Source organism: Sphingobacterium sp. KH_072 (assembly GCF_057837975.1).
Genome location: NZ_CM174457.1, coordinates 721,165 through 744,952, shown reverse-complemented (window position 1 = coordinate 744,952; position 23,788 = coordinate 721,165). Strand labels below are relative to the sequence as shown.

Sequence of the window (23,788 nt, the reverse complement as noted above, 5' to 3'; positions counted from 1 at the left end):
GATAGGCTTAGTTAACTTTTCTTTCCTGATAAGGCTTGTTGCACCAAAATCAATTCACTTATATTTTCTTTATCTACCATGCCAACCAGTACGCCTTTATCCTGTACTGGATAAACCTTATAACCCTTTGTTGTCATGTTTGAGAAAACGTCCTGCAGGCTCATCTCCGGTGAAAGTATTGTGAAGTCCGTCCGCATGCTGTTCCTTACAGGAGACGATTTTCCGAAAGCAGACAACCCCTGTATCAGTTCTTTCCGCGAAAGCACGCCCTGAACTTTGCCATCTGTAGCGACAAGAAAATCCTGCTCCTTCCCGTCGAGCAGTATCTGAACTGCTTTTTCAAGGCTGTCGTTTGGAAGCAGGGTAGTAAACCGTGTCATCAACACTTTTCGAACATCATAGCCTTCCAGTATGCTGTGTGTAGCTTCATAAGTAGCTTCGCTACTGGCTCCTAGGTATATAAACAATCCGATAAAAACAAGCCAGAAATTAAAGAAAAAGCCCAGGAAAACTAACAAAATTGCTAGAAATTGACCTACTTCGGCAGCAATTCGTGTGGCCTTGGATCTATCCATTTTGAAAGCAAGAAGCGCTCGCAATACCCTGCCACCGTCCATTGGAAAAGCCGGTATAAGGTTAAATACTGCCAAAATGATATTTGCTACAAAGAGATTGAAAACAAAAGACTCGGTTTGCATGTGATCCACGTTTTTTAGCACAGTCCAATCAGGCATCGTAGCAGAAAGCTGCATATATATCCACAGACCAGCAGCAATAACGATATTAACGGCGGGACCTGCAAATGCCACCATCAATTCCTGTTTTGGTTTTCTCGGCATGCTTTCAAGAGTAGCGACACCACCAATAGGGTAAACCGTAACATCTTTAGTCTGAATATTGTACCGCTTAGCTGTAAGAGCGTGTCCAAATTCATGAAATATCACACAAACAAACAAAGCAAGGATAAAAACTACTCCCCATATTGCTTCCGAAAAGCCATGACCCATTTGTGTGTGCATCAGGAATACCCAAGCCAGAAGTATCACAAACGTCCAATGAATAAACACCTTTATGCCTAAAATATTTCCGAGATACAAAGCCCATTTCTTTTTCATACTATTCCGTTTTAATTATATGATTGCTTATTTCTTTTGTTTTCCGACTAATAAAAACTTTGCTTTATGCCAAGGCTCGCGTTCGTCTTTATAATTGACTTTTCAGCATTAGGTTCTATTCCAGTCAATGCACGGATAGCATCTATGGTTTCGGGGATTACGATGGCCTGATTGTCCACTATGTAAGCATAAAACAATTCATCGCCCTGTACTTTCAGCATATCTTTCCATACAGCTACTTCATACATATCGCCATACGGACGACCCATTTCAAGCATCAGTTCTTTCACCGTATTGTTGGCTGGTAGCCCATCGCTGTAATTAATCATAGCTATTCTGGTGGAATTGGCGAATGCCTGCAATACTTCATCTTTTGCCGCCTGCCGGGAAAGCTGCACATTCCAGTAATGAAGGTGGCTTAGGGTTTGCGGCACTTTAATAGCGGTAGTAATTACATCCAAAGAAGGATCAATCGTTTGTGCATCCGGCCCCTGGTGGCTGGGTATATCTTTTTCAGGAACGAGGGTATTCATTATACCATTTAAATGACTTTCCCATGGGTCGGTTGCTCTTCGAAGCAATGTGCCTCTTGCTTTCTTTAGCAGTCCGGCATTTTTTAATGCCGTAAGCGTACGCACAATAGAAGTTGTATTGCAAGATACAACGCGAGTGCTTTCACGTCCGATGGCAGTTTCATAATTGTTTTCCGCGCTAAAAGAGTGCCCCGTGGTTTCATGTTTTTCTCCTCCGTGTACAATAAATTTTATACCCATTAGCCTATATTTTGGAAGGTTTTGGGACGCTATCTTTTTTGGTGTACAATCAATTACAATATCGGCTGCCTGCAACATATCATCCAAACTGCCTACTACCGGAATCCCGACTTCCTTCATTTGATTACTGACTGCTTGGTCAAAACCGTAAACAAGGTAACTTTTACTTACTGCCATTTTGATGCGCCAATCTGTAACAACATCACACACACCGATTAATTCCATGTCATCCTGAAGGCTGACAGCATCTGCTACCCGTTTCCCTATTACGCCATACCCATTGATGGCTACTTTGATCTTTTTCATAACTACAATTTGGTTTTTGAACTGATATTATAAATAGCTGCAATACACGAACCCACCAGCCAACCGATAATAAAAATTTCAACAATACCCATACATACTTCCCAAAAAGAAACATCCGTCCGGATAATTGACGTTGTGTCTATACCATGAAGAATACCGTTGAAAAATGAAACTGTGCCACTATGACCCACGGTGGCCATTACCAAAATACAACCAACATAAAGCAGTGTTGCAGTAAGCCCTGTTGCAAGGCCGAACCTTTTAACATTAATGGTGTCCATGTTTTTTTTCTGATTTAGTAGTTTCTGAATTTTGTTGCTTGTGATCGTGACTGCCATGAAGCATCGGCATTAATAAATGGCAGGCAAACATGAATACAATGAAAATAAACATTGAAACTTGTGAGCTCAGCCCTAATGCGGGAGCTAAAAAAATCAATAATAGTGGAAGGATACATCCAATAATCATCCATAGGTGTTTCATGATTTTTAGTTTAGAGTTAGAATTTCTCTTTTCTGTTTATTAATATAAAGATATTGAATCATTTACAGTGAGCTATTACATTTTTTCTTGCTTTTGTTATAACTTTTACTGATTTACTTTCTTTAAAATGTTTTTTTCTGAAGTTCTACTTAATCATATCTGGTCCATTATTTGTTTTACCTCTTTTGCCAATACATTACTCAAATCAATAGCATTTGAAGGGTGTGGAATGGTGTTACAGGTTACTATGTTGTTCACTCCGGTATCCATTAATTCCTGATAGGCATTACCCGAAAAAACAGCGTGTATGCCTATACATATCGGTGGTTTCATTCCAGCAATTTTCAAATGTTCCACAGTTTCAATCATTGTGCGTGCAGTTGAGATTATGTCATCCACTAAAACAGGGGTATGATCTTTGTATCTACCCACCTCGGGGACAGAAACCTCCACTTCACGGTCTCCATGACGCACCTTTTGCAGTACCGTAAATGGTGCTCCCGCATTCTTCGCAACTTCTGAAACCCATTGCTCGCTTTCAGAATCTGGACCTATAAGGACAGGGTTTTCGATGTTTTCAATTATCCATTCTGAAATAGCATCTGCTGCACGGACGACTTTATTTGGAATGTCATAAACTTCTTCCAAAGAACTTATTCGATGCAAGTGGGGATCAACTGTGATAATGCTATCGGCAAAACCAGAAACTAATTTTCCAAAAAAACCAGAGGTTACTCCTTCACCCTCATTAAAAACTTTGTCCTGTCGCATATATGCGAGGTATGGAACTACCAAACAGGTACATTTCGCACCTAGCGACTTTGCCGTATGGCTTAAAAAGTAAAGTGGCAACAATTTTTCATCAGGTTCATGTAAAGTACAGATTAGTACCACACGTTTGTCTTTAACATCAGATAAGATACGGGTATAGGTTTCTCCGTCTGGAAATTTGCGAAACGTCACATTGCCAATTTCCGCATTCATTTTTTTTGCCAAAAGCGCTGTGAGTTCTTCATTTCCCGGAAGACTAAATAATATCGTGTTCATAGTATGTTCTTTAAATTAAGGTTATAATATTGTCGTGATGGTTTTTATATTCCAAAGCATAATTAAGCTCGCCTTTGGATTCTGCATAAATAGTATATAGTAGCTGGCCCTTTTCAATATTTTCTCCCAGACGGACATTTAAATGAATCCCTGCGGATTTAGATTGAGGTGCACCCGAAAGTTTGGCGAGTTTTGCAATTTTTCTGTTATCAATTACTTGCAGAACTCCCGGCTTTTCGGCTCTAACTTCATTTTTATAGTGTGCTAAAACAGGTTGTGAGAAGCGACCTTGGGCTTTGCAGATGGAAATAAATTTTTTATAAGCTTTACCCGATTCTAACACTTGCTTCGCTGTTTGGTATCCGGTTCCCGAATCGACTTTTCCCGAAAGCTCCAATAGTTCTCCAGCTAAAAGCAATGATCTTTCTGTCAAGTCTTTAGGGGCATCGGCTTCATTTTTCAGCACTTTCAAGATATCAATGGCTTCAAGCGCTGGGCCAATTCCCCTCCCCACAGGTTGGGAACCGTCTGTAATTATTACTTTTACATTCAATCCCACTTCTTTGCCTATTGCTTCCATATGATCCTGTAATTCCTGCGCCATTTTTGTACTTCTCATTTTTGCAGTTTCACCTACAGGAATATCTATAACAACGTGCGTGGAACCCGCCGCTGCTTTTTTTGAGAGTACCGAAGCAATTAGCTGTCCCTCGCTATCTATATCGAGGGCTTTTTCGATTTTTATCAGCAGATCATCTGCCGGGCTTAACTGGGCTGTTCCACCCCAAACGATACACCCCCCTTCCTTATGAACCACTTCTTTTATTTTTTCAGGGGAAAGCGTTACATTGGTAAATACTTCCATGGTATCTGCAGTACCGGCAGGCGAGGTAATGGCACGGGAAGACGTTTTGGGCATTGTAAGGCCAAAGGCAGTAACAATGGCAACTACCAACGGTGTTGTTCTATTGCCTGGTAACCCTCCGATGCAATGCTTATCAACAACAATCTCCTTGTTCCAGTGCAATTGCATACCAGAAGCAATCATGGCTTTTGTAAGATAGGTGATTTCATCAAGATCCATTCTATTTCCGGCACAGGCGGTGATAAATGCTGTGAGGTCGATATTGGAATAATTGCCCTGAACTATATCCGTAATGATTTCATTGTACGCCAAGTAATCCAGTTTCTGATTGTAGATTTTTGCCCGTACGTGGCTTAAAGATTTAATAGGTTCCAAATGTGAAACATACAAAGTTTCATTTGGGGAAACATTCAGTTTTTTTGCTGCGGCGTCCGATAACCCAATTTCATCAGTCAATAGAAGATTGGATGAAATTACATTAAGACTTGCTACGATTGAGTCCGTTGCAGTGGATATTCTAATTCGGGTAAGTGCCTCAAAGCCTTCTGAAGCACAAACGTGGCAGTTTTCATGCATATATACTACATTCTCGTTTTGAGTGTAGATTCCGAGATGTTTGTATTTTAAGATATTAGATTGGTTTTCCACTTTTCCTGTTATTAAAATTTACGTTTTGAGTCTATTTCCGAAGGAACCGTCTGTACTATTAACACTCTAAACTTATTCATTATCCATCAACGAGTTAAAGTATTCAACTAACAGCTTCTTATCTTCCATGCTTAGACGAGCACCCCCATGCATCCACGTATATGAACTCAACGGCATTTTACCTTTCTCGATTTGCTCAATAATCTGGCTAAACTTTGAGTTTATCCTTCTCGGGCTGTAATTTGGCAAATCATCAAAGTTCAATTTCTCTTTTCCTTCGGTTATATGATCTGCCATGAACCAACCCAAAGGCTGAACATTAGTGTACCAAGGGTATTGGGTATTATTGCTATGGCAGTCATAGCATGATACCGACAGGATTGCATTAACTTTTGCATCGACCTTAAATGAATCAACAAAAACCTGGCCCGCAGGAACCGGGGATAGGTTCCTTTGGGGGGTTATAAATTGCATTAACACAAACACACTTAACAGAACTGTTAAAATTACTTTGTATGCTTTCGTTCGTTTTCCGTTTTTTTTCATGATCTAATATTAATCAAGTACCATTATCCCCGGTCATAGAGACAGCAACTCGGTAAGTCGTCATAAACCGCCTTGGGAGCCTTGTCCAGCTCTGTATCGTGACCAACATTAGCAATAGCTTTGCTTATGGCACTTTTTGAGGTTACTTTTGAATCGAAATCCAAATGGATAACTTTGGCATTAACATCCCAGTTTGCGGAAATCACCCCCTTGACACTTTTGGCCGCTTTCTCAATCCGGCTTTTGCACATTTCACAATTTCCTGATACTTTCAACATATCATGGGTCTTATTGACATTGGTTTGAGCATCGCCATGCTGATGTCCGGCAGCCGATGCTGCGCCATCGTTATTCATCATACTGATTTTACCTTCCAGCTGGGCACTTGCATCAACGGTGAAAGCTCCCTTGGTCACGATTTCCTCGCCATTTTCCAGCCCCGACATAACAACATATTGGTCGCCCAATGAGGGGCCCAAGACGATCTCCCGAAGTTTAAAAGCAGGCGTGGATGTATTTGGCTGTTTTACGTAAACTATGGAGCGCTTCCCTGTCCATAAAACCGCCGACTTGGGAATGACCAACTCATCGTTGTAGCCCTTTAAAGGAGCAGTGATCCTTGCTGTTGCATACATTTCAGGTTTGAGATTGCGATCCCGGTTATCGGCTTCGACCCTGATTTTTGCCGTTCTTGAATTGGCATCAAGGATAGGGTTAATAAAGGCAATCCGCCCATTATAGACTTTTCCGGGCAAACTCCGTAATGTATATTCCAGCTGATCTCCCACCTTTAGAAATGGCAGATCTGTTTCATACGCATCAAAAACCGCCCATAACTTGGAAAGGTTTGAAATGGTGTACAAGACGCTCCCTTGGCCGATATAATCGCCCGGGTTTACATTTTTTGCTATGACAACACCACTTGTATTCGCATATATATTGACGTAGGGTGAAACTTCGTTGGATGTCAATATTTTGCTTATCTGATCCTCTGACACCTTCCATAAACTCAGCTTCTCTTTCGCGGCATCCAATAGGAGGGGCTGCATATCCTGCAATTTTGCAGCTTCGAGCAATTCTTGCTGCGCCGTCAATAAATCAGGCGAATAGATTTTGGCTATCAGTTGTCCTTCTCTTACCGACTCGCCAGTAAAGGTTACGTAAAGATTTTCAATACGGCCATTGACATGCGATGTTTGGGATTGTTGTAAACGTTCGTCCACCTGAATAGTCCCATACAGTTGGACATCTTTAACAGCGTCTTGGTGGCCGACAATCGAAGTCTGGATATTCGCCAATGCTATGGCTTCTTCTGACATCTGGATGGCGTCATCGTCAATTACATCATCACCTCCCCCGGATGATTTCAAGGGAATTAGATCCATTGCACATATCGGGCATTTCCCCGGTTTATCCATTCTGATCTGGGGGTGCATGGAGCAAGTCCATACTGTTTCCCCGTCCTCGGTCACTTCCATTTCAAGGTCATGGCTGTGATCATGGGACGAATTCCCGCCAAATATCGCCCAGCCAAGCAGTAGTCCGGACAATAATATAACCCCGTAAGTTACCGCCTTATTTCTAAAAATATTTTTCAGTTTATTCATTGCTAAGAATTTCAAAATAATTGCATTATTTATGGTCTGCTAATAATTTTTTTATTGACACAACCATCGTATTATAGTTGGCAAGGGCCTCAGCTTTCCTAAGCTGATAATCCAATAATTGCCGCTGCACCTGAATAACGTTGGTCAAGTCACTTTTGCCTGTAACGAACTCTTTTACGATCAGGTTATATGTCGTTTGGGCGAGCGTAGTTTGTTTTTCGTACAGCTCGATGGCACGCTGAGCATCATCCAGTTGGCTTTTGAGACTGTAAAACTCGCTTTTCAAAGTGTTGAAGGTGTTTTTAAAGTTCTCTTCGCTTGATTTTCGCCATAGCCTGCTTTCGTTTTGCTGGGCATTGTATTTTTTACGGAAGAGTGGCAGGCTCACTGAAACCATAGGCATGACCATATCCTTACCGTTCATCCCGTCCATGGCCAGCATTGAATTATTCGTCCTTCCCACAACCATGTATTCCACACCGATACCAATCATGGGATAACTCATTTTCCGATCCATTTCCGCTTTTGCCTTAAATGCCAAGCCTTCTTCGGCAATCATTTCAAGCATGGGGTTGTTTGCCTCAATAACCCTTAGTGCCTCTTCCTCGCTATATAAAAAATTCAGCTTGTGGATCTCTTGTCCCAGCATGACCTTTTCAGTTGCTTCCCGATTCAACAATGCATTGAATTTTGCTTTTTCGGCTTTAATCTGAGCATGTAAACTTTCAATGTTATTTTCAATTTCGACAATTTCCAATTGGATACGAAGCACCTCTGACATACCCGATCCGGAGCCACCTTCCATTGCTCCCATGCCACCACCGGACGGCATACTCATATTCTGATTAGTAGCAGGAGCTGAATTGCCTCCTCCCATACTCATCCCTCCCATACCCGATGAAGCACTAGATCTGGTTGGTGAGGAAGGCGTATTACTGCTTACGACGGGTGCTACACTTGATTGTGAGGTGCTTGAGGGCGCAGAGAATTTCCGTATTGCCAATTGTTCCAATTGTTTTAGAAACACTTGGTTTTCCTGATTATTCTTGAGTTGCTCGTTCAATTTTTGCATCGTGTACCACTGTGTGCTGACCTGAAGGATCAGATTATTTATGGCTTCCCGATACTGTTGATCTTGCATATTGGCCATATGTGTAGCCTCTGTGCGAGCTGCTTTTCTCGTGCCGAACCATGGAAACATTTGCATCAAGCTCACATTTCCAATAGAACGCCCTCCTATAATTTCCATAGGCATCGTATATGCTTCCATGGACAATTCGGGGTCTTGGTATGCTCCGGCTTGCGGAATTTTTTCAAGGTATGCCTCATGCGCATACTTTTGTGATTTTACACCCGGATTATTTTCGATTGCGACTTGTATATAATAGGACAGCGAATCGGTGGGGTAGTCTTGGGCTAAAGCTTGCGAAAAAATGCTTAAGCTTGTTAATACAGCCACGGTTATATACCGATTTATCTTATTCGTTTTCATTCGCTATATTTTTATTATTTTTTCTATTTTCTTTTTTAGTGGCAGATTCCCTCCACCAGCACTGGAATACTGGAACCACAAACATGGTCATGGATTGGATCAGCATGCCGCCGAAAGTCGGGATGGCCATTGGTACCATGATTTCCGCACCTTTACCGGTAGAGGTCAGGACAGGCAGTAAGGCGATCAGTGCTGTAGCAGTGGTCATCGCTGCCGGTCTGACACGCTTTAAGCCTGCGTATATGACTGCTTCCCGTATTTCATCTTTTGTTCTGGGGTTCCGTGCTTCAAATGTATCGTGGATGTATGTTCCCATTAATACACCATCACTCGTCGCCAGTCCGAACAGGGCGATAAATCCTACCCAAACGGCAATGCTGAGATTGATGCTGTGCATCTGGAACAGATCCCTCATATTTGTCCCTCCGACAGAGAAATCCATAAACCAAGGCTGTCCGTAAAGCCACAACAAAATAAAACCTCCTGCAAGAGCTACAAAAACACCGGAAAAATGAATTAACGATGCTGTAACCGTTCGGAACTGAAAGTAGAGAATTACTAAAATGGCTAACAAACTCAGTGGTATAATAAGCATTAGCCTTTTTGCGGCACGTTCTTGCTGTTCATAATTTCCGGCAAACTTATACGTCACCCCGTTGGGTAAATCCAGTTCTCCAGACGCTATTTTTTCCTTTAGGAGTTGATCCGCTTCGTATACTACGTCGACTTCCGCTATGCCACTTTTTTTATCAAAGATTACATAACCCAACAAAAAGGTATTTTCACTTTGGATCATCTGAGCGCCCTTGGCATATTCAACATCCACCACATCCCCCAATGGAATCTGAGCTCCTGTAGCTGTCGGAATGATTATTTTTCGCAACGCATCCGGGTCATCCCGTAATTCTCGTGGGTAGCGCAGGCGAACGGGAAACCGTTCCCGGCCTTCGACTGTAGTGGTCAACGTCATACCGCCGACTGCCGCACTGATTACTTCCTGAAGCTCGGCAACGGTAATACCGTATCTGGCCATTCTATCCCGGTTCAGATGGATTTCGATATAGGGTGCGCCAACAGCCCTGTCGTAGAAAACGGTCGATGGCATAACAGATGGAACATCCTTTAAGGCTGCTTCCAAGGCCTTGCCACCGATTTCAATCGACTCCAGATCCGGACCCGAAACCTTTAGCCCCATCGGAGCCCTCATTCCCGTAGAAAGCATTACCATTCTCGCTTCTATCGGTTGCAACTTAGGAGCGGAAGTCAATCCGGGCAGATGGGAAACATTGACGATCTCTTGCCATATATCGTCGGCCTTTTTAATTTCAGGACGCCATCTGCGGAAAAATTTTCCGCTTTTATCTTCAATCAGACTGTCCCGTGGTATGGAACGGAAACCATCGGAAACAGCATAGGTCTTGTCACCTTTCAACACGAATTCTCCGGAACTGTTTACCTTGAACCTTTCACGATGCCCGTCTTCATCCAGATAAAATTCCGGGATATAATTGATCGTATTTTCAAACATCTGTGTAGGAGCCGGATCAAGTGCAGAATTCACACGGCCCCATTTTCCTACGATAAGTTCGACTTCCGGTATGTTTTGAATACGTTTATCAAGTGTTCTGATCAATTGCAGGTTTTGTTCAATCCCAGTATGCGGCATACTGGTGGGCATCAAAAGGAAAGAACCTTCATTGAGGCTTGGCATAAATTCCTCCCCGATACCGGGAAATGTTTCGGTGGATTTTTGCCAGAAGGCAGTCTCCCGAAATGATTTCCAACCTGTCTTTTCGAAGCCATTTGCAACAAAACCAAAACTCTTCTCTACGCCCATCCATGCTAACATTCCGAATAATAAAGTAATGATAGGGATGGCCATGAATTTCCACCGGTTGGAAAGTGACCATCGAAGAATCTGTTCATAATAGATCACCAATGCCCATAACATTCCCAGGATGGAACCAATGGCAAAGAATACGAACACAAAGTTAAGTGTGGTGCTTGCCTGCGTGCCGAGTGGCAGCCACTCAACCGTCAGGTAATACATCGCTACAAAAAGTGTGATAGCTACATTAACGTAGTTGGCAATTTTTTCTCCTTTCCATCTTGGTGTAAACAGGTTGTTGACTCCGATCAAAGTCAATGCGAACGCGACAAAAACACCTGTATAGATCCAAAGAGCGATACCGGCAACTACCAAAACGTAGTTGGCTATCCGGCGAACTTTACTCCCATTGATACGGATTGAAAATATATAATAAGCCAGTGTTGGCAAGATAATAATGCCTAACACAAAGGCTGAAACCAAAGCAAAGGTTTTGGTGTATGCCAAGGGACCGAACAACTTACCTTCTTGTGCTTCCATCATAAAAACAGGTAAAAAGCTGATGATCGTGGTGAGCATCGCCGTTGACAAAGCACCCGACACTTCCGCAACAGCGGTGGAAATCAAGTTTACAAAGGCTTTCCCCCGACTCTCAACACCCTTGGCTTTTTCTTCATCCATATGGCGTAGTATGCTTTCGATAAAGACAATCCCCACATCCACCATGACCCCAATGGCAATGGCGATTCCCGAAAGGGCAACGATATTCGCCTCGACCCCCATTTGTTTCATGATTATGAAGGTCGCCAGTACGCCAATGGGCAAGATACTGGATATAAGAATCGATGCTCGCAGGTTGATCACCAGCACGATCACAACGATAATACAGATCAGGATTTCGTGTGCTAAAGCATTTTCCAGCGTCCCGATGGTTTCCTGGATTAAACCCGAGCGGTCATAAAACGGAACGACGGTGACTTTTGAAATAGTCCCATCCTCTAATGTTTTTTGAGGGAAACCTGCCTCCATTTCTTTGATCTTCGCCTTGACATTATTGATGACTTCCATGGGGTTGGTTCCATGCCGGGCAACTACTACACCGCCAACTGCTTCCACGCCTTCCTTATCCAATCCACCGCGTCGTGTGGAGGGTCCCAAATTGACAAACCCAACGTCTTTTATCTTTACGGGAACATTATTGCGCACAGCCACTACGGCATCTTCAAGATCCTGGACACTTTTAAGGTAGCCCAATCCACGCACCAGATATTCCGCTTTGTTTATTTCGATCGTCTCTGCACCGATATCCAGGTTGCTGTTTTGGATAGCCGACATGATATCCATTACGGATACATTGTATGCGCGCATCGCATCTGGATTGATATCGACTTGGTATTCTTTTACGAAACCTCCGATGGAAGCCACTTCGGAAACCCCTTCCGATGCTGCCAAATTATATTTGGCATAGAAATCCTGAATCGTGCGCAGCTCATCGGGGTCCCAGCCTCCTGTAGGTTTTCCGGTTTCGGGATTGCGTCCCTCCAGTGTATACCAAAAGACCTGCCCCAAAGCAGTGGCATCCGGCCCGAGCGTGGGCGTTACATCGGATGGTAATGTGCCGGCAGGCAATGAATTCAGTTTTTCCAGAATACGGGAACGGCTCCAATAAAACTCAACATCCTCTTCAAAAATGACATAGAGGAAGGACATGCCGAACATCGAACTGCTCCGGATTGTTTTTACGCCGGGGATGCCCAGTAAGGAGGTCGTGAGTGGATAGGTAATCTGCTCCTGTATATCTTTGGGAGACCTCCCCATCCATTCGGTCGCAACAATTTGCTGGTTCTCCCCAATGTTCGGAATCGCATCGACCGGCACAGGATCGCTCGGCAACGCATTTTGATGCCAATTAAAGGGCGCTGTAATCAGCCCCCATATAAGGACAACCACAAGTAATAACAGTGTTATTACTCGGTTCTCCAAAAAATATTTGATAATTTTTTTAAGCATAACATATACATTGTTTACATTTTAATATCAGATACCAGCCTACAGAAATCGACCGGTACCTGATATTTGAATTTCAAATCTTAATCAGCGTTTTTACTTCAGTTCTTCCTGAACTTCACCACATGTTAGCATATCTTCACCATAGTAAGGGTTTTTGACCTCTTTGCTATCGCTTAACCAATATGCTCCTTTGTTGTCATCGTACATCGAGCAAAAAATCTTGTACATGGGCTTTTCGGTGCCGAATTCTTTTGTTATATCATAAAAATCCTTGCTCAAGATCACTAAATGTTCTCTTTGATGAGCGATATTGCCTATGTTATCACCTATGTGCTCCGAATGTTCCTGAATATCAGCAGCGATGTCATCGAAGGTGCTTTTCTGTTCTGCACTAAAGCCCTCGGTATTAATCTTGGGGAGTGCTTCCAGCATGCCTTTAGCTGCATTTGCGGCTTCTTTATCATTATCGGAAGACAAAGCAAAAGTCAGGTGCTGGTAATGGGAAAAAAGTTCCGAAAAAGTTCCCTGGTCGCTTGCAGCGTTGCTTTCGTTGGATACCGTTGTTTCAGTATGGACGTCGCTTTCTGATTTTTTTTCAGAAGCGCCATTGCATGCTGCCAAGGTCAATACGGATGAGGCTAGTAAGCCTACAAATAAATGTTTCATTGTCATGATTTCTGTTTTTAATAATTAAAATTGATTTATGTAATTTGTATATGTAGTATTATTTTCAAAATATGATACTTCCCCGTTGTTGCCCGTAATTGCTATTATAGCAGTCGCTTTATCTATCTGCTTTTTGGAAAATGGATCTATGGCAACGCGTGTAGAAGGATCTTTTGGAATACGTTCTTTACACATCTGGCAACATCCGTAATATATTTTTCCTTCAAAATTTACCTCAAATTGTTTTTTGCCCATGTATTCATTGTTGACCATGCATACCTCTTCCGACGGAACTACATCGCCCATTTCAAAGGCATTGTGGTCACGGGTATTTGTATTTGAGCTTTTTGAAGTATATGTATTGTCTTGCACCTTTAGTGTAGGGTTATTGTTGCATGAACTAAATATGACTACAATAGAAGTAACGATCCCAATCAATAGACATCTCATAATGGCTGACTAATTTAATTTTTCAATAGTACTACCGCAGGTCAGCATTTTTGAACCGTAATACGGGTTTTTGATATCCGTACTTTTACTTAACCAAGTTGCACCTTTGCCATCGTTGTACATCGGGCAGTTTTGGTAGTACATAGTTGTTTTTTGCTTTGATGCGTTTGCCAATTCATAGACATTCTTAGAAAGTAGGGCAAATGCCCTCCGTTGCTTTACGACGTCTTTCGATTTCGAGATGTTTTCTGTGTTTAAAGACAGTTCCTTCATGACCTTCATCCATACGGTATGCTCTTTGGGAGAAAGTTCACCCATATCCACTGTTTTAATAACTGTGGCTAATTCAGTAGCATTTGAAGATGCTATATTTACATCTGCGTTTACCAAAGCATCTTTTATGGAAAAATACTTGTCAAATACGGCATGTAATTGTGATAAATTTTGTGATGGAATATTCTTTGCTTGAGCTGTTCCACCATGGTTGTGATGTTGCTCGTTCTGGTTTTGCGCAAAGCTGTTTGCTGCGGATAGTAATACGGTGATTACCATCAATATTTTTGATATTGATTTCATTTGGAACCTTATTAAGTATTAAAAATGGTAAATAATCAAAAGCCAGATCTGGCTTTTAATAAAACATGTATTGCGGATAGGTGCAAAATCAACCGATTTCGCACACCTATGGCTATACAGTACTAATTTAACTTATTTTAGGCGGTTGCCAAATGGAAGATTCCCCTGTAGAATAAAAGGGTTCTTTGTATAAAGGGTATGATTTTTTACTTTTAGAAAAAACAGGATTTTGAGCGTTCCTAAAAAATGGGGGTGTTGCAGAAAAACTATTAGAAGAGCTGTGGCAGGACGTAGGTCCACAATTTCCAGAGCATTCATTGCTCGTGTCATCCTTAGACTTACAGCAGTCTTTCTCACATTGATCTTCTGAATGATGCTGCTTGTTGGCACTGCAACATGACTTCTCCTTGATAACAATTTCTTTGGAATGCGATTTACACGCATAGGATTGCATTGGGATTATAAAAAAGCCCAATAAGCATATAATCATTAATATGTTTATCCTTTTTAACATGTAAAAAACAAAAAAACTATTGCAAAGATAATGGTATTTTTCAAACCGGTTCGTTTTTTTTGAAATAAATGGCAGATAAGTTTCTCTTATCCGCCATTTATTTTTATTCCATGAGCATTATAGTGTCAGTTACATTTCCTGCTAGCGTTCTTTTAAATCTTTCACTCAATAATATCGAATCAGAAATTCATTATTAATTTAACACTGATATTTCGTCCCATATTGAATACACCCATACGCCCGGTTACGGGGTTTTCAGAAGCATACTTCAACCTACTTAAATGGTTCTGATAAGCTATATCAGCAAGGTTTTCGCCACTGATGTACAAAGACATAAAGTCGCTTCGGTTGAATGCCTTTATATTTGTCCCAATTCCTGCACTTAAAAGCGTGTAAGCTGGTGTTGCGGTTTCCGTTCCGTAAGCACTGAAAAATTTATCCTGCTTAAAGAAACGGTCAAGACCGAATTTGATATAGGCGTTAGAAAACGTATGATTAACCTCCTTTAATTCAGCTTTGATTTCTCCCCTGTATCGTGGGGCAGGAATAAACGGCAAATACTTTGAGCTTTCGGGCTGGTTGCTTTGGGTAGCCTGAACATAAGAAAATGAGTTTTCCAAATGCAGCCAATCCATCGGATGGGGATGTATATCCAGATAAATTTCGCCGCCAAGCAAGGTGGCATTTCCTGAAGTATAATGAAACCCAGGAGCCGGGTCTGTGGGGTCAGGAAATATCTCTGAACCATCATTCGCCGCCATTTTTTCCAAATAGATATAGTTTTGAATGAAGTTTACAAATGGGGTAAACTCTAACGTGATATGTTTGGAATTAAGGAAATATGCAACATCCACCTGATGGCTGATTTCTGATTTTAAATCAGGTCTTCCGATGATATACCGAAATGTTCCCTCGTGTCTTCCGTTGGCAGAAAGCTCTGTGCTGTTCGGTGCTCTGAAACCTCTTGATACGTTGAATTTGAATGTGGAATTTTTATCCGCTTTGTACGATAATCCCAAACTCCCCGAAATGCCATTGTAGTTCTTATCAAAGGCAGTAAATTTCAAGCTCGCATCGGAATTTGTACCGGAAACAGGATTGTCGTCTTCATCGAGGTAAAGTTCTTGGGAGTTCATATACCTGTTGTCGAACCTGATGCCTCCGGCTAAAGTGAGCCTGTCAAAAAAAGTTTTCTGTGTGAAAACAAATCCACCTGCATCAAACAGATAATAGGCAGGTATCATAAATTCCTCCCCTTTGTTGGTATTGGACTGCCACATACCACCGATACCGACCGAAGTTTCCCAATCGTTTGACTTTTCAAAATTATATCGCACATTATAATTCAGCGTGTTCAAGTCAAAGAACAAAGCCGGTTGGTCGGGAGCGGAAGGGTCTTCGTGCTCTCTTCGCTTGTTATTTTGAAAACCGAAGTCGGCATTAAGTGTTCCTTTATCCAATATGAAATAACTGTTTGAAGCTACTCCAATATGATTTATCTTCTGATGCGGAAAACCTGTTTTATACCCTTTCAAATCTTCGTCCGTTGCAACCATTTCATCACCATTGGCATTTTCGTAGATAAATCTTCCTAATTCATCTCTTTCTCCCTCTACAAGGTTAAGGGTGTTGTTATAAGAGCTTACGGTCAGGTGCGAGTGTCCCCAGCTTTTGTTTATTCCCAAAAACAAGCTGCCGTTGAGTTCCTTAAAGCCCGAATTAAACACTTTACCGTCATAGGCGTTCTGATAATTGCCCGCAAATTTGTTGCTGAACCTGCCGAGCCATTGGAAGCCGTCTTTATTCCCCGCATTGGAAACGGAGTAGCCTATGAGGTTGTTATTACTTTGGTAATTGGTAGAAACCTGTGTTTTTACCTGTCCCAACGGCAAAGCTTTCGGAGCAAGGAAATTAAGTACTCCCGCAATACCGTCCGAACCGTACATCAGGCTTCCGGGACCTTTGACAACTTCCACCCTGTCCACCGCATTCTCGTCTATCTCGATACCGTGTTCATCGCCCCATTGCTGTCCTTCTTGCCGAATACCATTGTTCAATGTGATTACTCTGTTAAATCCCAAACCCCGAATGGTCGGCTTTGAAATTCCTGCACCGGTAGTTATCTGGTTTACGCCGGGTATGTTCCGCAAGCCGTCTATCAAATTGGTGGCAGTATTCTGTTTCAAGGTATGACCGTCCACCGCTTTAACAATAACAGGGCTTAGCTTTAGCTCTGTTGAGCGGGCTACACCTGTAATAATCAATTCGTTCAGCTCTGTAACAGCTGGGCTTAACAGAAAGTCCATAACCGTATCTTTTTCAATGGTTATTTTTTCGATTATCGACTGATATCCTATAATGCTTACTTCTAAAAGATAAATTCCCCGTTTGAGATTTCTGATTTCATAATTACCGTCTGTGTTGGTTGATGTTCCTGTTTTAAGGTCGGCAATATAAATCGATACTCCTGCTAAGCTATGATTTATGTCTTTGGCTTTGATCGTACCCGAAATTTTGTTTTGTGCAAATATGTTTTCAGTTGATAGTAATATGGCGATTGCCATCAAAATTTTTGATATTGATTTCATTTGGAAACTTAAAAAGTATTAATAAGGATTCTATAAAAGCCAGACCTGGCTTTATAAAACGTGTATTGTGAATAGGCGGTAAATCAACCGACTTTGCACATCTATGGCTATACAGTATTAATTTAAGCTATTTTAGGCGGTTGCCAAATGGAAGATTCCCTTGAAGAATAAGCGCGTTGCTGGTATAGAGGATAAGATTTCTTACTTTCAAAAATTAAAGTATTTTGAACATATTTAGAAATCTGGGGTGTTGCAGAAAAACTATTAGGAGAGCTGTGGCACGACGTAGGCCCACAATTTCCGGAACATTCATTGCTTGTGGCGTCTTTAGATTTACAGCAGTCTTTCTCGCAATGATCTTCTGAATGATCTTGCTTTTTGTCACTACAATATGATTTATTCCTGGTGACAATTTCTTTGGAATGAGAATTACAGGCATATGACTGCGCTGGGATTAAGAATAACCCAAATACGCATATAATCATTAAAATGTTAATCCTTTTTAACATACAAAAATCAAAATACGTTACAAAGATAATGGTATAATTCGAATTATTTTTGCTTTAGTTCAGGCATTTATTACTGTACCATATTGAAATTAGTATCATCTGCTGTTCGCGATGAATTAATAGAATATACTTCAATTTAAATTTTAGCGTGTAGGATATAAAAGAAACTATTCTTTTTTTTCATGCAAATGCTGTAATTCAGGATCATTGTTAATCCGCTCCGTTTCCCTGTTTATAATATGAACAATGTCTGATTTTATCTGACGGTAATTACGCTCAATATCCCGTTTCATATTATCCATTCCATTTTCATCAATAAAAGATAAGATGTTCGGTATCTTCTGATACGCTTTGGTTTCGGCAGCTACCTTTTCATTATCTACAACAATTTCAGCGTGAAATATCTTTTGTTCGATGCGCTCATCGAAGTTGTCAGATACAGAGCCGACAAACAGACCCTGTGTAAGCGTTGAAATTTTGGAAGCAGGGATAAGGCTGTCTAATTGTGTGGATATAGAGGTCGATTTATCGTTACGGTTGATGGTCATGCTCTGGCGTTTCTGCAATACTTTTCCGAAGCGTTCCGAAAGGCTTTTTGCTGTTTCGCCAACCACCTGACCGCTGAAAATATTACCTACCGTATTTTGAATTACTTTGCTTTCCTTATCGCCATAATCTCGGGTTAATTGCGAAAAATCCTGAAAGCCCAAACACACAGCAACCTTATTACTACGGGCAGTGGCTATCAGGTTGTCCAAGCCCCTGAAATATATCGTCGGCAATTCGTCTATGATAACCGAACTCTTTAACTGCCCTTTCTTATTAATGAGTTTGACAATTCTCGAATTGTAGAGTCCTAAAGCTGCGGAGTAAATATTTTGTCTGTCGGGGTTATTACCTACACAAAGTATCTTAGGTTCTTTGGGGTTGTTGATGTCCAATGAAAAATCATCGCCTGTCATTACCCAATACAACTGCGGTGATATCATTCGTGACAAAGGGATTTTAGCCGATGCAATTTGTCCCTGCAACTGGTCTTGTGCTCCGCCTTGCCAAGCATCCATAAATGGTGAAAGATAGTTTTCCAAATCAGGATACGAAGTTAAAATGGTAAATACATCCGAATACTTTTTATTCAGCAATTCAATGGCGTGTGGAAAGGTGCAATACTTACCATTCTCGTAAATTTTTAAAAACCAGATGATAGCCGCTAAAAGAATAATTGGAGATTCGACAAAGAAATCTCCTTGTTTTTGTATCCAGCTTCTGTTGAGGTTCAACATAATCGTGTAAGCGGCTTCGTAAGCATCGGATATGTCAGTCATAAAATCTGGATTGAGCGGATTGCAACGATGGCTCTTGCGTGGATCGTCAAAGTTGATGACGTAGAACTTTGGTTTTATTTCGTACTTATCCTGATGTTTCAATAAATGATTATAAGCAATAGTAGAAAGGTCGTCAAACTTGAAATCGTAGATATACATCGAAAAACCTTTTTCAATTTGTTGCTTGATATAATTGTTAACGACGGCATCCGATTTACCAGAACCCGGAGTCCCCAAAACAATCGTTGCTCTGAAAGGATTTACGATATTGATCCAGCCCTTGTGTTCCTTTTTATTGTACCAAAATTTAGTAGGCAGGTTTACGGAATATTCATTTTCCATCAATTTGGTTTCCTGCATAAAACTTTCGTTCTCCATATTGAAAACATCATCCATCAGGTTGTTTTTCAATAACCTGCTTATCCAAACCCCAGCCATCAGCAAAGCAATATAACCTAGTCCGATAGTCAGTATATAAAAGAATGTGCCAATGATGGGCGACAACTTTAACAGTGGTGTATTCAGAAAGAACAGCAAAAAACCAATTCCCAAAGCCACGTAAATCTTTGACCAGGTTATCTTCTCGTTCTTCACGCCTTTGGTTCCCAAACAGCTTAAAGCCAATAACACGATTGCAAATACTTTGGTATATAAAGTATGCGAAAACAAACCGGCTGTTCGGTCAAAATTCCCTAATATTTTATTGATTACTTCTAGTGTCCAGCCACGTTCCATAAAGAAACCATAACAAAACCAATAAAGATGCATCAGTACTAATAGAATACTAACTGCTCTCATAAAAGCCATTATTTTGGCTAAACCTCTTAAATCGTCTTCTCCTTGCATTATTTTTAATTTTAATGTTCGGGCGTGAATTTAAAGACTATAAAGATTGGCTTTGGAAAAGTGGTAGTGGATGGCGGTGAGTGGCAGGGTTCGGCTGGGTCATAAGAGGTATAGCTTCTATACCCCTTTTATATAGTAATATTTATAGGTAGTAAAATAAAAATACTTTAGTTATATCGACCTTCTTTTGTTTTATACCCGTTAGCAACATTTTTTGTTTTGCTGAATAGGTGGACAAGGAACATTTCCATAACTACAATAAACACAACAGTCGCCTTGCTTTGGTTTAAGAACATGTTTGCACTTTTCACATTCGTAAAAATATTGGCAAGCATCTGTCGGCATTGTTTCTTCTTTCTTGTGTCCGCAGTTGGGGCAAGTGATTATTGATTGCAATTTGATTTCCATTTTAATTTTAATTTTTCGCGGTTACAGAATACCCTGTTGAGTTTATTGCTTTTTCAATTTCAGAAATATTTGTTTTCGAGTTGTCAAACTCTACGATTGTATTTCCATTTTCATAAGAAGCTTTTAGATTGACAATCCCTATCAATTTATTCACTTCGTGATTTATGTGTTCTTCACAACTTGCACAAGTCATTCCGCTAATCGTAAATTCTACTTTTTCAATATTGGATTTGTCCACTATTATGATTTGCTTTTCTGTCTTTGGGTAGAAAACACTTGAATAATATGGAAAAGCAAGCATTACTATTGCAAATGATGTTACAATTCCTAAAAACGTTTTCGACTGAATGAATTTTGGTTTTTCTGCTGTTTCACAATTGCAATCAATTTGCTTTTTAGGCTTTAACTTTTGATACCAAGCAAAACCAAGAACCAAAATTGTCAAACCGATAAAATACGGTCTGAAAGATTCAAGCCAAGAAAAAGTGGAGGCAAGTCCGCTTGTTCCTGCAATGAGAGCCAAAACTGGTGTAACGCAACAAAGTGAAGCTGCAATTGCAGTCAAAAGTCCTGCGCCGATAAGTTTGTTGTTTGTTTTCATATTGCTTCTATGACTTTGTTTTCATCAAGTATTTTAAAAAACGGTTTTAGCAATTTTTCATATTCCTTGGTCAATGAATAAAAAATAGTTTGGGCCTCCCTGTCTGTTTCTACTAGATTACGGTCTTTAAGTTTTCGTAAATGTTGTGAAACTGCCGAGATTGTCATTCCAAGAACGTCGCTTATATCGCAAACACAAAGTCGTTTTTCTTCGTAAAGTAGGAAGAGAATTTTAAGTCTTACGGTATTTCCTGCCAATTCAAGCCCATTCGATAAATAATCAAACGAATCGTTAAGCTCTAAAACCCGGTCTTTACAGCGGTTTATTTGTTCAATGTCTGCTTGTTGACGTATACAAGAATTATTACCCATAGTGCAAATATAGTTAATTCGTTTATTTAAGCAAATGCTAAAATACAATTTAACAAATCGTTTTAAAAGCAGATTTTAATTCCAAAAGATGACTTACTATAGTCTTCTTTTCTTTTTCTTCATCCTATTAGCAAAATCCTGTTCCTCGTAATCTTCCCCCTGTGCTTCAGGTATGAGCAAACCTCCAAAGGCTTCTATCAAACCGTCTTCGTGTTTTTCAGTATTTAAGAAGTCGAACAAATGATGTGGTTCTTCCGCAGGTAAATCCTCCGTATCAGTTGGTTTGGACAATTTTGGTAGGGGTGCAACTGGCTCTTTAATCTCCGCTTTGATATTATTGTTCCAATAATCATTAAAGGTATTGGCAGAAAGTTCTTTTGCCAATCGTGAACCGTTCCAAACGCTTTTAGAGTTGTGGTCAATGAACGACATACCGTAAATTCGTCCGGTATCGTTTCTGCGTATCACTACATTGATACCTTGCTCGCCTAACTGTTTTTTAAAGCTCAATTCGTCAACCGTTGATTGCAGGGCAATGGTAACGGCTGATTTTAAAGTCTGTTTGGTTGCGGTATCTTTCAGGGTTGTTTTGCATTTCGCAAAATGCAATTCCAAAGCCGGAAGCCCTGCGTTCTTTCCGAAAAACGAAGCCTTGAACGGATGTCCTGCTTTTTCGCCTTTCTCATTCAATGGAATGTACAATAAACCCTGCTGTGCCTTTCCGTGTAATTCTCCCTCCACTTTCTCGGTGGTAATATTGAACAGGGAAAGCAAAGCATTGTATTCTCCCAAAGTTTGGTATTGATAATAGTTCGGCAAGTGGCGAATGACCGAAGCAATCTGACTTTTTATATCACTTGCCCGATAATCCACCGGACGAAAAACCTTATCATTGTGATTACGTTCTTTGTCCGTTGCGGGTATCAGACCGTGTTTTCTTTCCAGTTCACGGCATACACTCATAGACCGCATTTTCTCAAAACTATCCGAAATTTTCACGCCCTGTTCGTCCACGCAGACCGATACGATATGGATATGACTACGGTCAATATCGGTATGTTTGAAGACCACAAAAGGCTGTTCGCCGTAACCCATTTCACGCATATATTCTTCCGCCATTTCCCTAAACTTATCATCATCTACATTATCCTTGGGATCAGGATTGAGCGAAATATGCAACGTATGTTTCTCGGTATTGCGGTTGGCGATGAGATAAGGAGCAAAAGATTGGGCTAATTGTGCTACGGAATAATGTCCGTTAGCAGTTTCAATTATCTTATTGGCGAACAAAATTTGTCCATTTTCGTTCTCCACTTTGAGCTGATTATATGCCAAGGCTCCGTATAAATTTGCGCTTCTACCAATTTTCGCAATCATTTCTGCTGTTATTTTTTCAGATATTTTACATCAAATTCTTCCGTTATCTGGACAATTTCTTTAAACAAGGCGGTCATTTCAGCCGTATGTTTTTCCAATTTATAGAGATATGCTGCTGCCTTTTTCTCCGAAAAGTTCTTATACAATAGCTTTACGACCTGATTATAATTCACGCCAATAGATCGAAATTGACTGTGAAACGAAGTCAATCGCATATAAAAATCAATTGTTCCTTTGTCTATTTTAACAGATTTTATCGTCTTATCGAAGATGCAAGAGGTTATAAAATGTGCCTTAACCTGCATACCGGACTTTTCAAATAAGTCAAGAAAACGGGCATGCTCTTCCTCATTAAAGGAAATCGTGTACCGGATTTTAGCGGGATCGTTTTTTAGAGGACGCCCGCCCTTTTTTAACTGCTTTCTGCTGTTTTCATTCATCACTAATCCATTTTTAATTCATACAAAACGCCGACTTCGGAGGACGTTTTCTGCCCCCGGCAGGGCAAGTTGTTTTGAGCATCGGAAATCTTTTCGAGATGCTCAAAACACAACTTGCCGTGTTCTGGTGAACACAAAAATCCGCCCTTCGGGACGGATTAAATGTAGCAGGGATAAACGGCTTGATGCCGTTCTGCTTTTGTCCAGTTCCTCAAGATGCCTTTGCATAAATCTGTTAATAAAATTCTATATACAAAGTAAGACACTACTTATGAGAGCATCACAATCAGACACATAGCCAAACACTGCCTTTGGGTGCCAAAGACTACCACCCATCAATAACGAGCCGATTCAATCGCTTTATTTGCCGTATAGTTTTAGTGCAGGTAATAAAAAA

Annotated in this window: 19 protein-coding genes; all 19 read right to left on the bottom strand. The window is 40.8% G+C overall.

All coding sequences use genetic code 11. The features are described 5' to 3' along the window. Window positions 1-11 precede the first annotated feature (11 nt). Window positions 12-1,115, bottom strand: coding sequence for a site-2 protease family protein (locus AC3IRT_RS03555; protein WP_115170704.1), 1,104 nt, complete (start codon window positions 1,113-1,115; stop codon window positions 12-14). 47 nt (window positions 1,116-1,162) lie between these two features. Beyond that, a complete protein-coding gene (locus AC3IRT_RS03550; RefSeq protein ID WP_003010067.1) occupies window positions 1,163-2,194 on the bottom strand; it encodes a type II glyceraldehyde-3-phosphate dehydrogenase in 1,032 nt (343 codons plus the stop codon). 2 nt (window positions 2,195-2,196) lie between these two features. Then, window positions 2,197-2,475 (bottom strand): DUF5676 family membrane protein, encoded by a 279-nt coding sequence (locus AC3IRT_RS03545; protein WP_003010065.1) that lies wholly within the window; start codon window positions 2,473-2,475, stop codon window positions 2,197-2,199. Window positions 2,476-2,830: 355 nt separating this feature from the next. Beyond that, window positions 2,831-3,724 (bottom strand): ribose-phosphate pyrophosphokinase, encoded by an 894-nt coding sequence (locus tag AC3IRT_RS03540; protein ID WP_003010063.1) that lies wholly within the window; start codon window positions 3,722-3,724, stop codon window positions 2,831-2,833. Window positions 3,725-3,734: 10 nt separating this feature from the next. Beyond that, entirely contained in the window at window positions 3,735-5,237 is a 1,503-nt protein-coding gene (locus AC3IRT_RS03535) for a thymidine phosphorylase family protein (protein WP_115170702.1), read from the bottom strand. Between the two features lie 72 nt (window positions 5,238-5,309). Continuing rightward, the gene (locus tag AC3IRT_RS03530) at window positions 5,310-5,783 is read right to left on the bottom strand and encodes a heme-binding domain-containing protein (protein WP_002993219.1); all 474 of its coding nucleotides are present in this window, start codon (window positions 5,781-5,783) and stop codon (window positions 5,310-5,312) included. Window positions 5,784-5,806: 23 nt separating this feature from the next. Continuing rightward, window positions 5,807-7,390, bottom strand: a complete 1,584-nt coding sequence (locus tag AC3IRT_RS03525) for an efflux RND transporter periplasmic adaptor subunit (protein ID WP_002993218.1) — start codon at window positions 7,388-7,390, stop codon at window positions 5,807-5,809. Window positions 7,391-7,415: 25 nt separating this feature from the next. Continuing rightward, window positions 7,416-8,882, bottom strand: coding sequence for a TolC family protein (locus tag AC3IRT_RS03520; protein ID WP_002993217.1), 1,467 nt, complete (start codon window positions 8,880-8,882; stop codon window positions 7,416-7,418). Next, the gene (locus AC3IRT_RS03515; RefSeq protein ID WP_002993216.1) at window positions 8,869-12,720 is read right to left on the bottom strand and encodes an efflux RND transporter permease subunit; all 3,852 of its coding nucleotides are present in this window, start codon (window positions 12,718-12,720) and stop codon (window positions 8,869-8,871) included. The genes AC3IRT_RS03520 and AC3IRT_RS03515 overlap by 14 nt, the downstream gene beginning before the upstream one ends. A 93-nt stretch (window positions 12,721-12,813) precedes the next feature. Further along, window positions 12,814-13,392 (bottom strand): DUF3347 domain-containing protein, encoded by a 579-nt coding sequence (locus AC3IRT_RS03510; RefSeq protein ID WP_002993215.1) that lies wholly within the window; start codon window positions 13,390-13,392, stop codon window positions 12,814-12,816. An 18-nt stretch (window positions 13,393-13,410) separates the two neighbouring features. Continuing rightward, window positions 13,411-13,758, bottom strand: coding sequence for a hypothetical protein (locus AC3IRT_RS03505; protein WP_245153192.1), 348 nt, complete (start codon window positions 13,756-13,758; stop codon window positions 13,411-13,413). An 87-nt stretch (window positions 13,759-13,845) separates the two neighbouring features. After that, entirely contained in the window at window positions 13,846-14,412 is a 567-nt protein-coding gene (locus tag AC3IRT_RS03500) for a DUF3347 domain-containing protein (protein WP_232046363.1), read from the bottom strand. A 693-nt stretch (window positions 14,413-15,105) separates the two neighbouring features. Continuing rightward, window positions 15,106-17,514 carry a TonB-dependent receptor gene (locus tag AC3IRT_RS03495; protein ID WP_232279791.1) on the bottom strand — a complete coding sequence of 803 codons (2,409 nt, stop codon included), beginning with the start codon at window positions 17,512-17,514 and terminating at the stop codon, window positions 15,106-15,108. A gap of 676 nt (window positions 17,515-18,190) precedes the next feature. Further along, a complete protein-coding gene (gene mobC, locus AC3IRT_RS03490) occupies window positions 18,191-20,194 on the bottom strand; it encodes a conjugal transfer protein MobC (RefSeq protein ID WP_489395117.1) in 2,004 nt (667 codons plus the stop codon). A 201-nt stretch (window positions 20,195-20,395) separates the two neighbouring features. Beyond that, window positions 20,396-20,602 (bottom strand): GDCCVxC domain-containing (seleno)protein, encoded by a 207-nt coding sequence (locus AC3IRT_RS03485; RefSeq protein ID WP_002993202.1) that lies wholly within the window; start codon window positions 20,600-20,602, stop codon window positions 20,396-20,398. Window positions 20,603-20,609: 7 nt separating this feature from the next. Beyond that, window positions 20,610-21,203 (bottom strand): mercuric transport protein MerTP, encoded by a 594-nt coding sequence (gene merTP, locus AC3IRT_RS03480; protein WP_002993200.1) that lies wholly within the window; start codon window positions 21,201-21,203, stop codon window positions 20,610-20,612. Next, entirely contained in the window at window positions 21,200-21,574 is a 375-nt protein-coding gene (locus tag AC3IRT_RS03475) for an ArsR/SmtB family transcription factor (protein ID WP_002993197.1), read from the bottom strand. Before AC3IRT_RS03475 ends, merTP begins: the two co-directional genes overlap by 4 nt. Window positions 21,575-21,670: 96 nt before the next feature. After that, the gene (mobB, locus tag AC3IRT_RS03470) at window positions 21,671-22,951 is read right to left on the bottom strand and encodes a conjugal transfer protein MobB (protein WP_002993196.1); all 1,281 of its coding nucleotides are present in this window, start codon (window positions 22,949-22,951) and stop codon (window positions 21,671-21,673) included. Window positions 22,952-22,959: 8 nt separating this feature from the next. Beyond that, entirely contained in the window at window positions 22,960-23,391 is a 432-nt protein-coding gene (mobA, locus tag AC3IRT_RS03465) for a conjugal transfer protein MobA (protein ID WP_002993194.1), read from the bottom strand. Between the last annotated feature and the right edge of the window lie 397 nt (window positions 23,392-23,788).

What these genes read in the sequence shown, in the direction of transcription:
- AC3IRT_RS03555 (WP_115170704.1), bottom strand. Translation starts at nt 1,115, where the DNA reads ATGAAAAAGAAATGGGCTTTGTATCTCGGAAATATTTTAGGCATAAAG.
- AC3IRT_RS03550 (WP_003010067.1), bottom strand. Translation starts at nt 2,194, where the DNA reads ATGAAAAAGATCAAAGTAGCCATCAATGGGTATGGCGTAATAGGGAAA.
- AC3IRT_RS03545 (WP_003010065.1), bottom strand. Translation starts at nt 2,475, where the DNA reads ATGGACACCATTAATGTTAAAAGGTTCGGCCTTGCAACAGGGCTTACT.
- AC3IRT_RS03540 (WP_003010063.1), bottom strand. Translation starts at nt 3,724, where the DNA reads ATGAACACGATATTATTTAGTCTTCCGGGAAATGAAGAACTCACAGCG.
- AC3IRT_RS03530 (WP_002993219.1), bottom strand. Translation starts at nt 5,783, where the DNA reads ATGAAAAAAAACGGAAAACGAACGAAAGCATACAAAGTAATTTTAACA.
- AC3IRT_RS03525 (WP_002993218.1), bottom strand. Translation starts at nt 7,390, where the DNA reads ATGAATAAACTGAAAAATATTTTTAGAAATAAGGCGGTAACTTACGGG.
- AC3IRT_RS03520 (WP_002993217.1), bottom strand. Translation starts at nt 8,882, where the DNA reads ATGAAAACGAATAAGATAAATCGGTATATAACCGTGGCTGTATTAACA.
- AC3IRT_RS03515 (WP_002993216.1), bottom strand. Translation starts at nt 12,720, where the DNA reads ATGCTTAAAAAAATTATCAAATATTTTTTGGAGAACCGAGTAATAACA.
- AC3IRT_RS03510 (WP_002993215.1), bottom strand. Translation starts at nt 13,392, where the DNA reads ATGACAATGAAACATTTATTTGTAGGCTTACTAGCCTCATCCGTATTG.
- AC3IRT_RS03500 (WP_232046363.1), bottom strand. Translation starts at nt 14,412, where the DNA reads ATGAAATCAATATCAAAAATATTGATGGTAATCACCGTATTACTATCC.
- AC3IRT_RS03495 (WP_232279791.1), bottom strand. Translation starts at nt 17,514, where the DNA reads ATGAAATCAATATCAAAAATTTTGATGGCAATCGCCATATTACTATCA.
- mobC (WP_489395117.1), bottom strand. Translation starts at nt 20,194, where the DNA reads ATGCAAGGAGAAGACGATTTAAGAGGTTTAGCCAAAATAATGGCTTTT.
- AC3IRT_RS03485 (WP_002993202.1), bottom strand. Translation starts at nt 20,602, where the DNA reads ATGGAAATCAAATTGCAATCAATAATCACTTGCCCCAACTGCGGACAC.
- merTP (WP_002993200.1), bottom strand. Translation starts at nt 21,203, where the DNA reads ATGAAAACAAACAACAAACTTATCGGCGCAGGACTTTTGACTGCAATT.
- AC3IRT_RS03475 (WP_002993197.1), bottom strand. Translation starts at nt 21,574, where the DNA reads ATGGGTAATAATTCTTGTATACGTCAACAAGCAGACATTGAACAAATA.
- mobB (WP_002993196.1), bottom strand. Translation starts at nt 22,951, where the DNA reads ATGATTGCGAAAATTGGTAGAAGCGCAAATTTATACGGAGCCTTGGCA.
- mobA (WP_002993194.1), bottom strand. Translation starts at nt 23,391, where the DNA reads ATGAATGAAAACAGCAGAAAGCAGTTAAAAAAGGGCGGGCGTCCTCTA.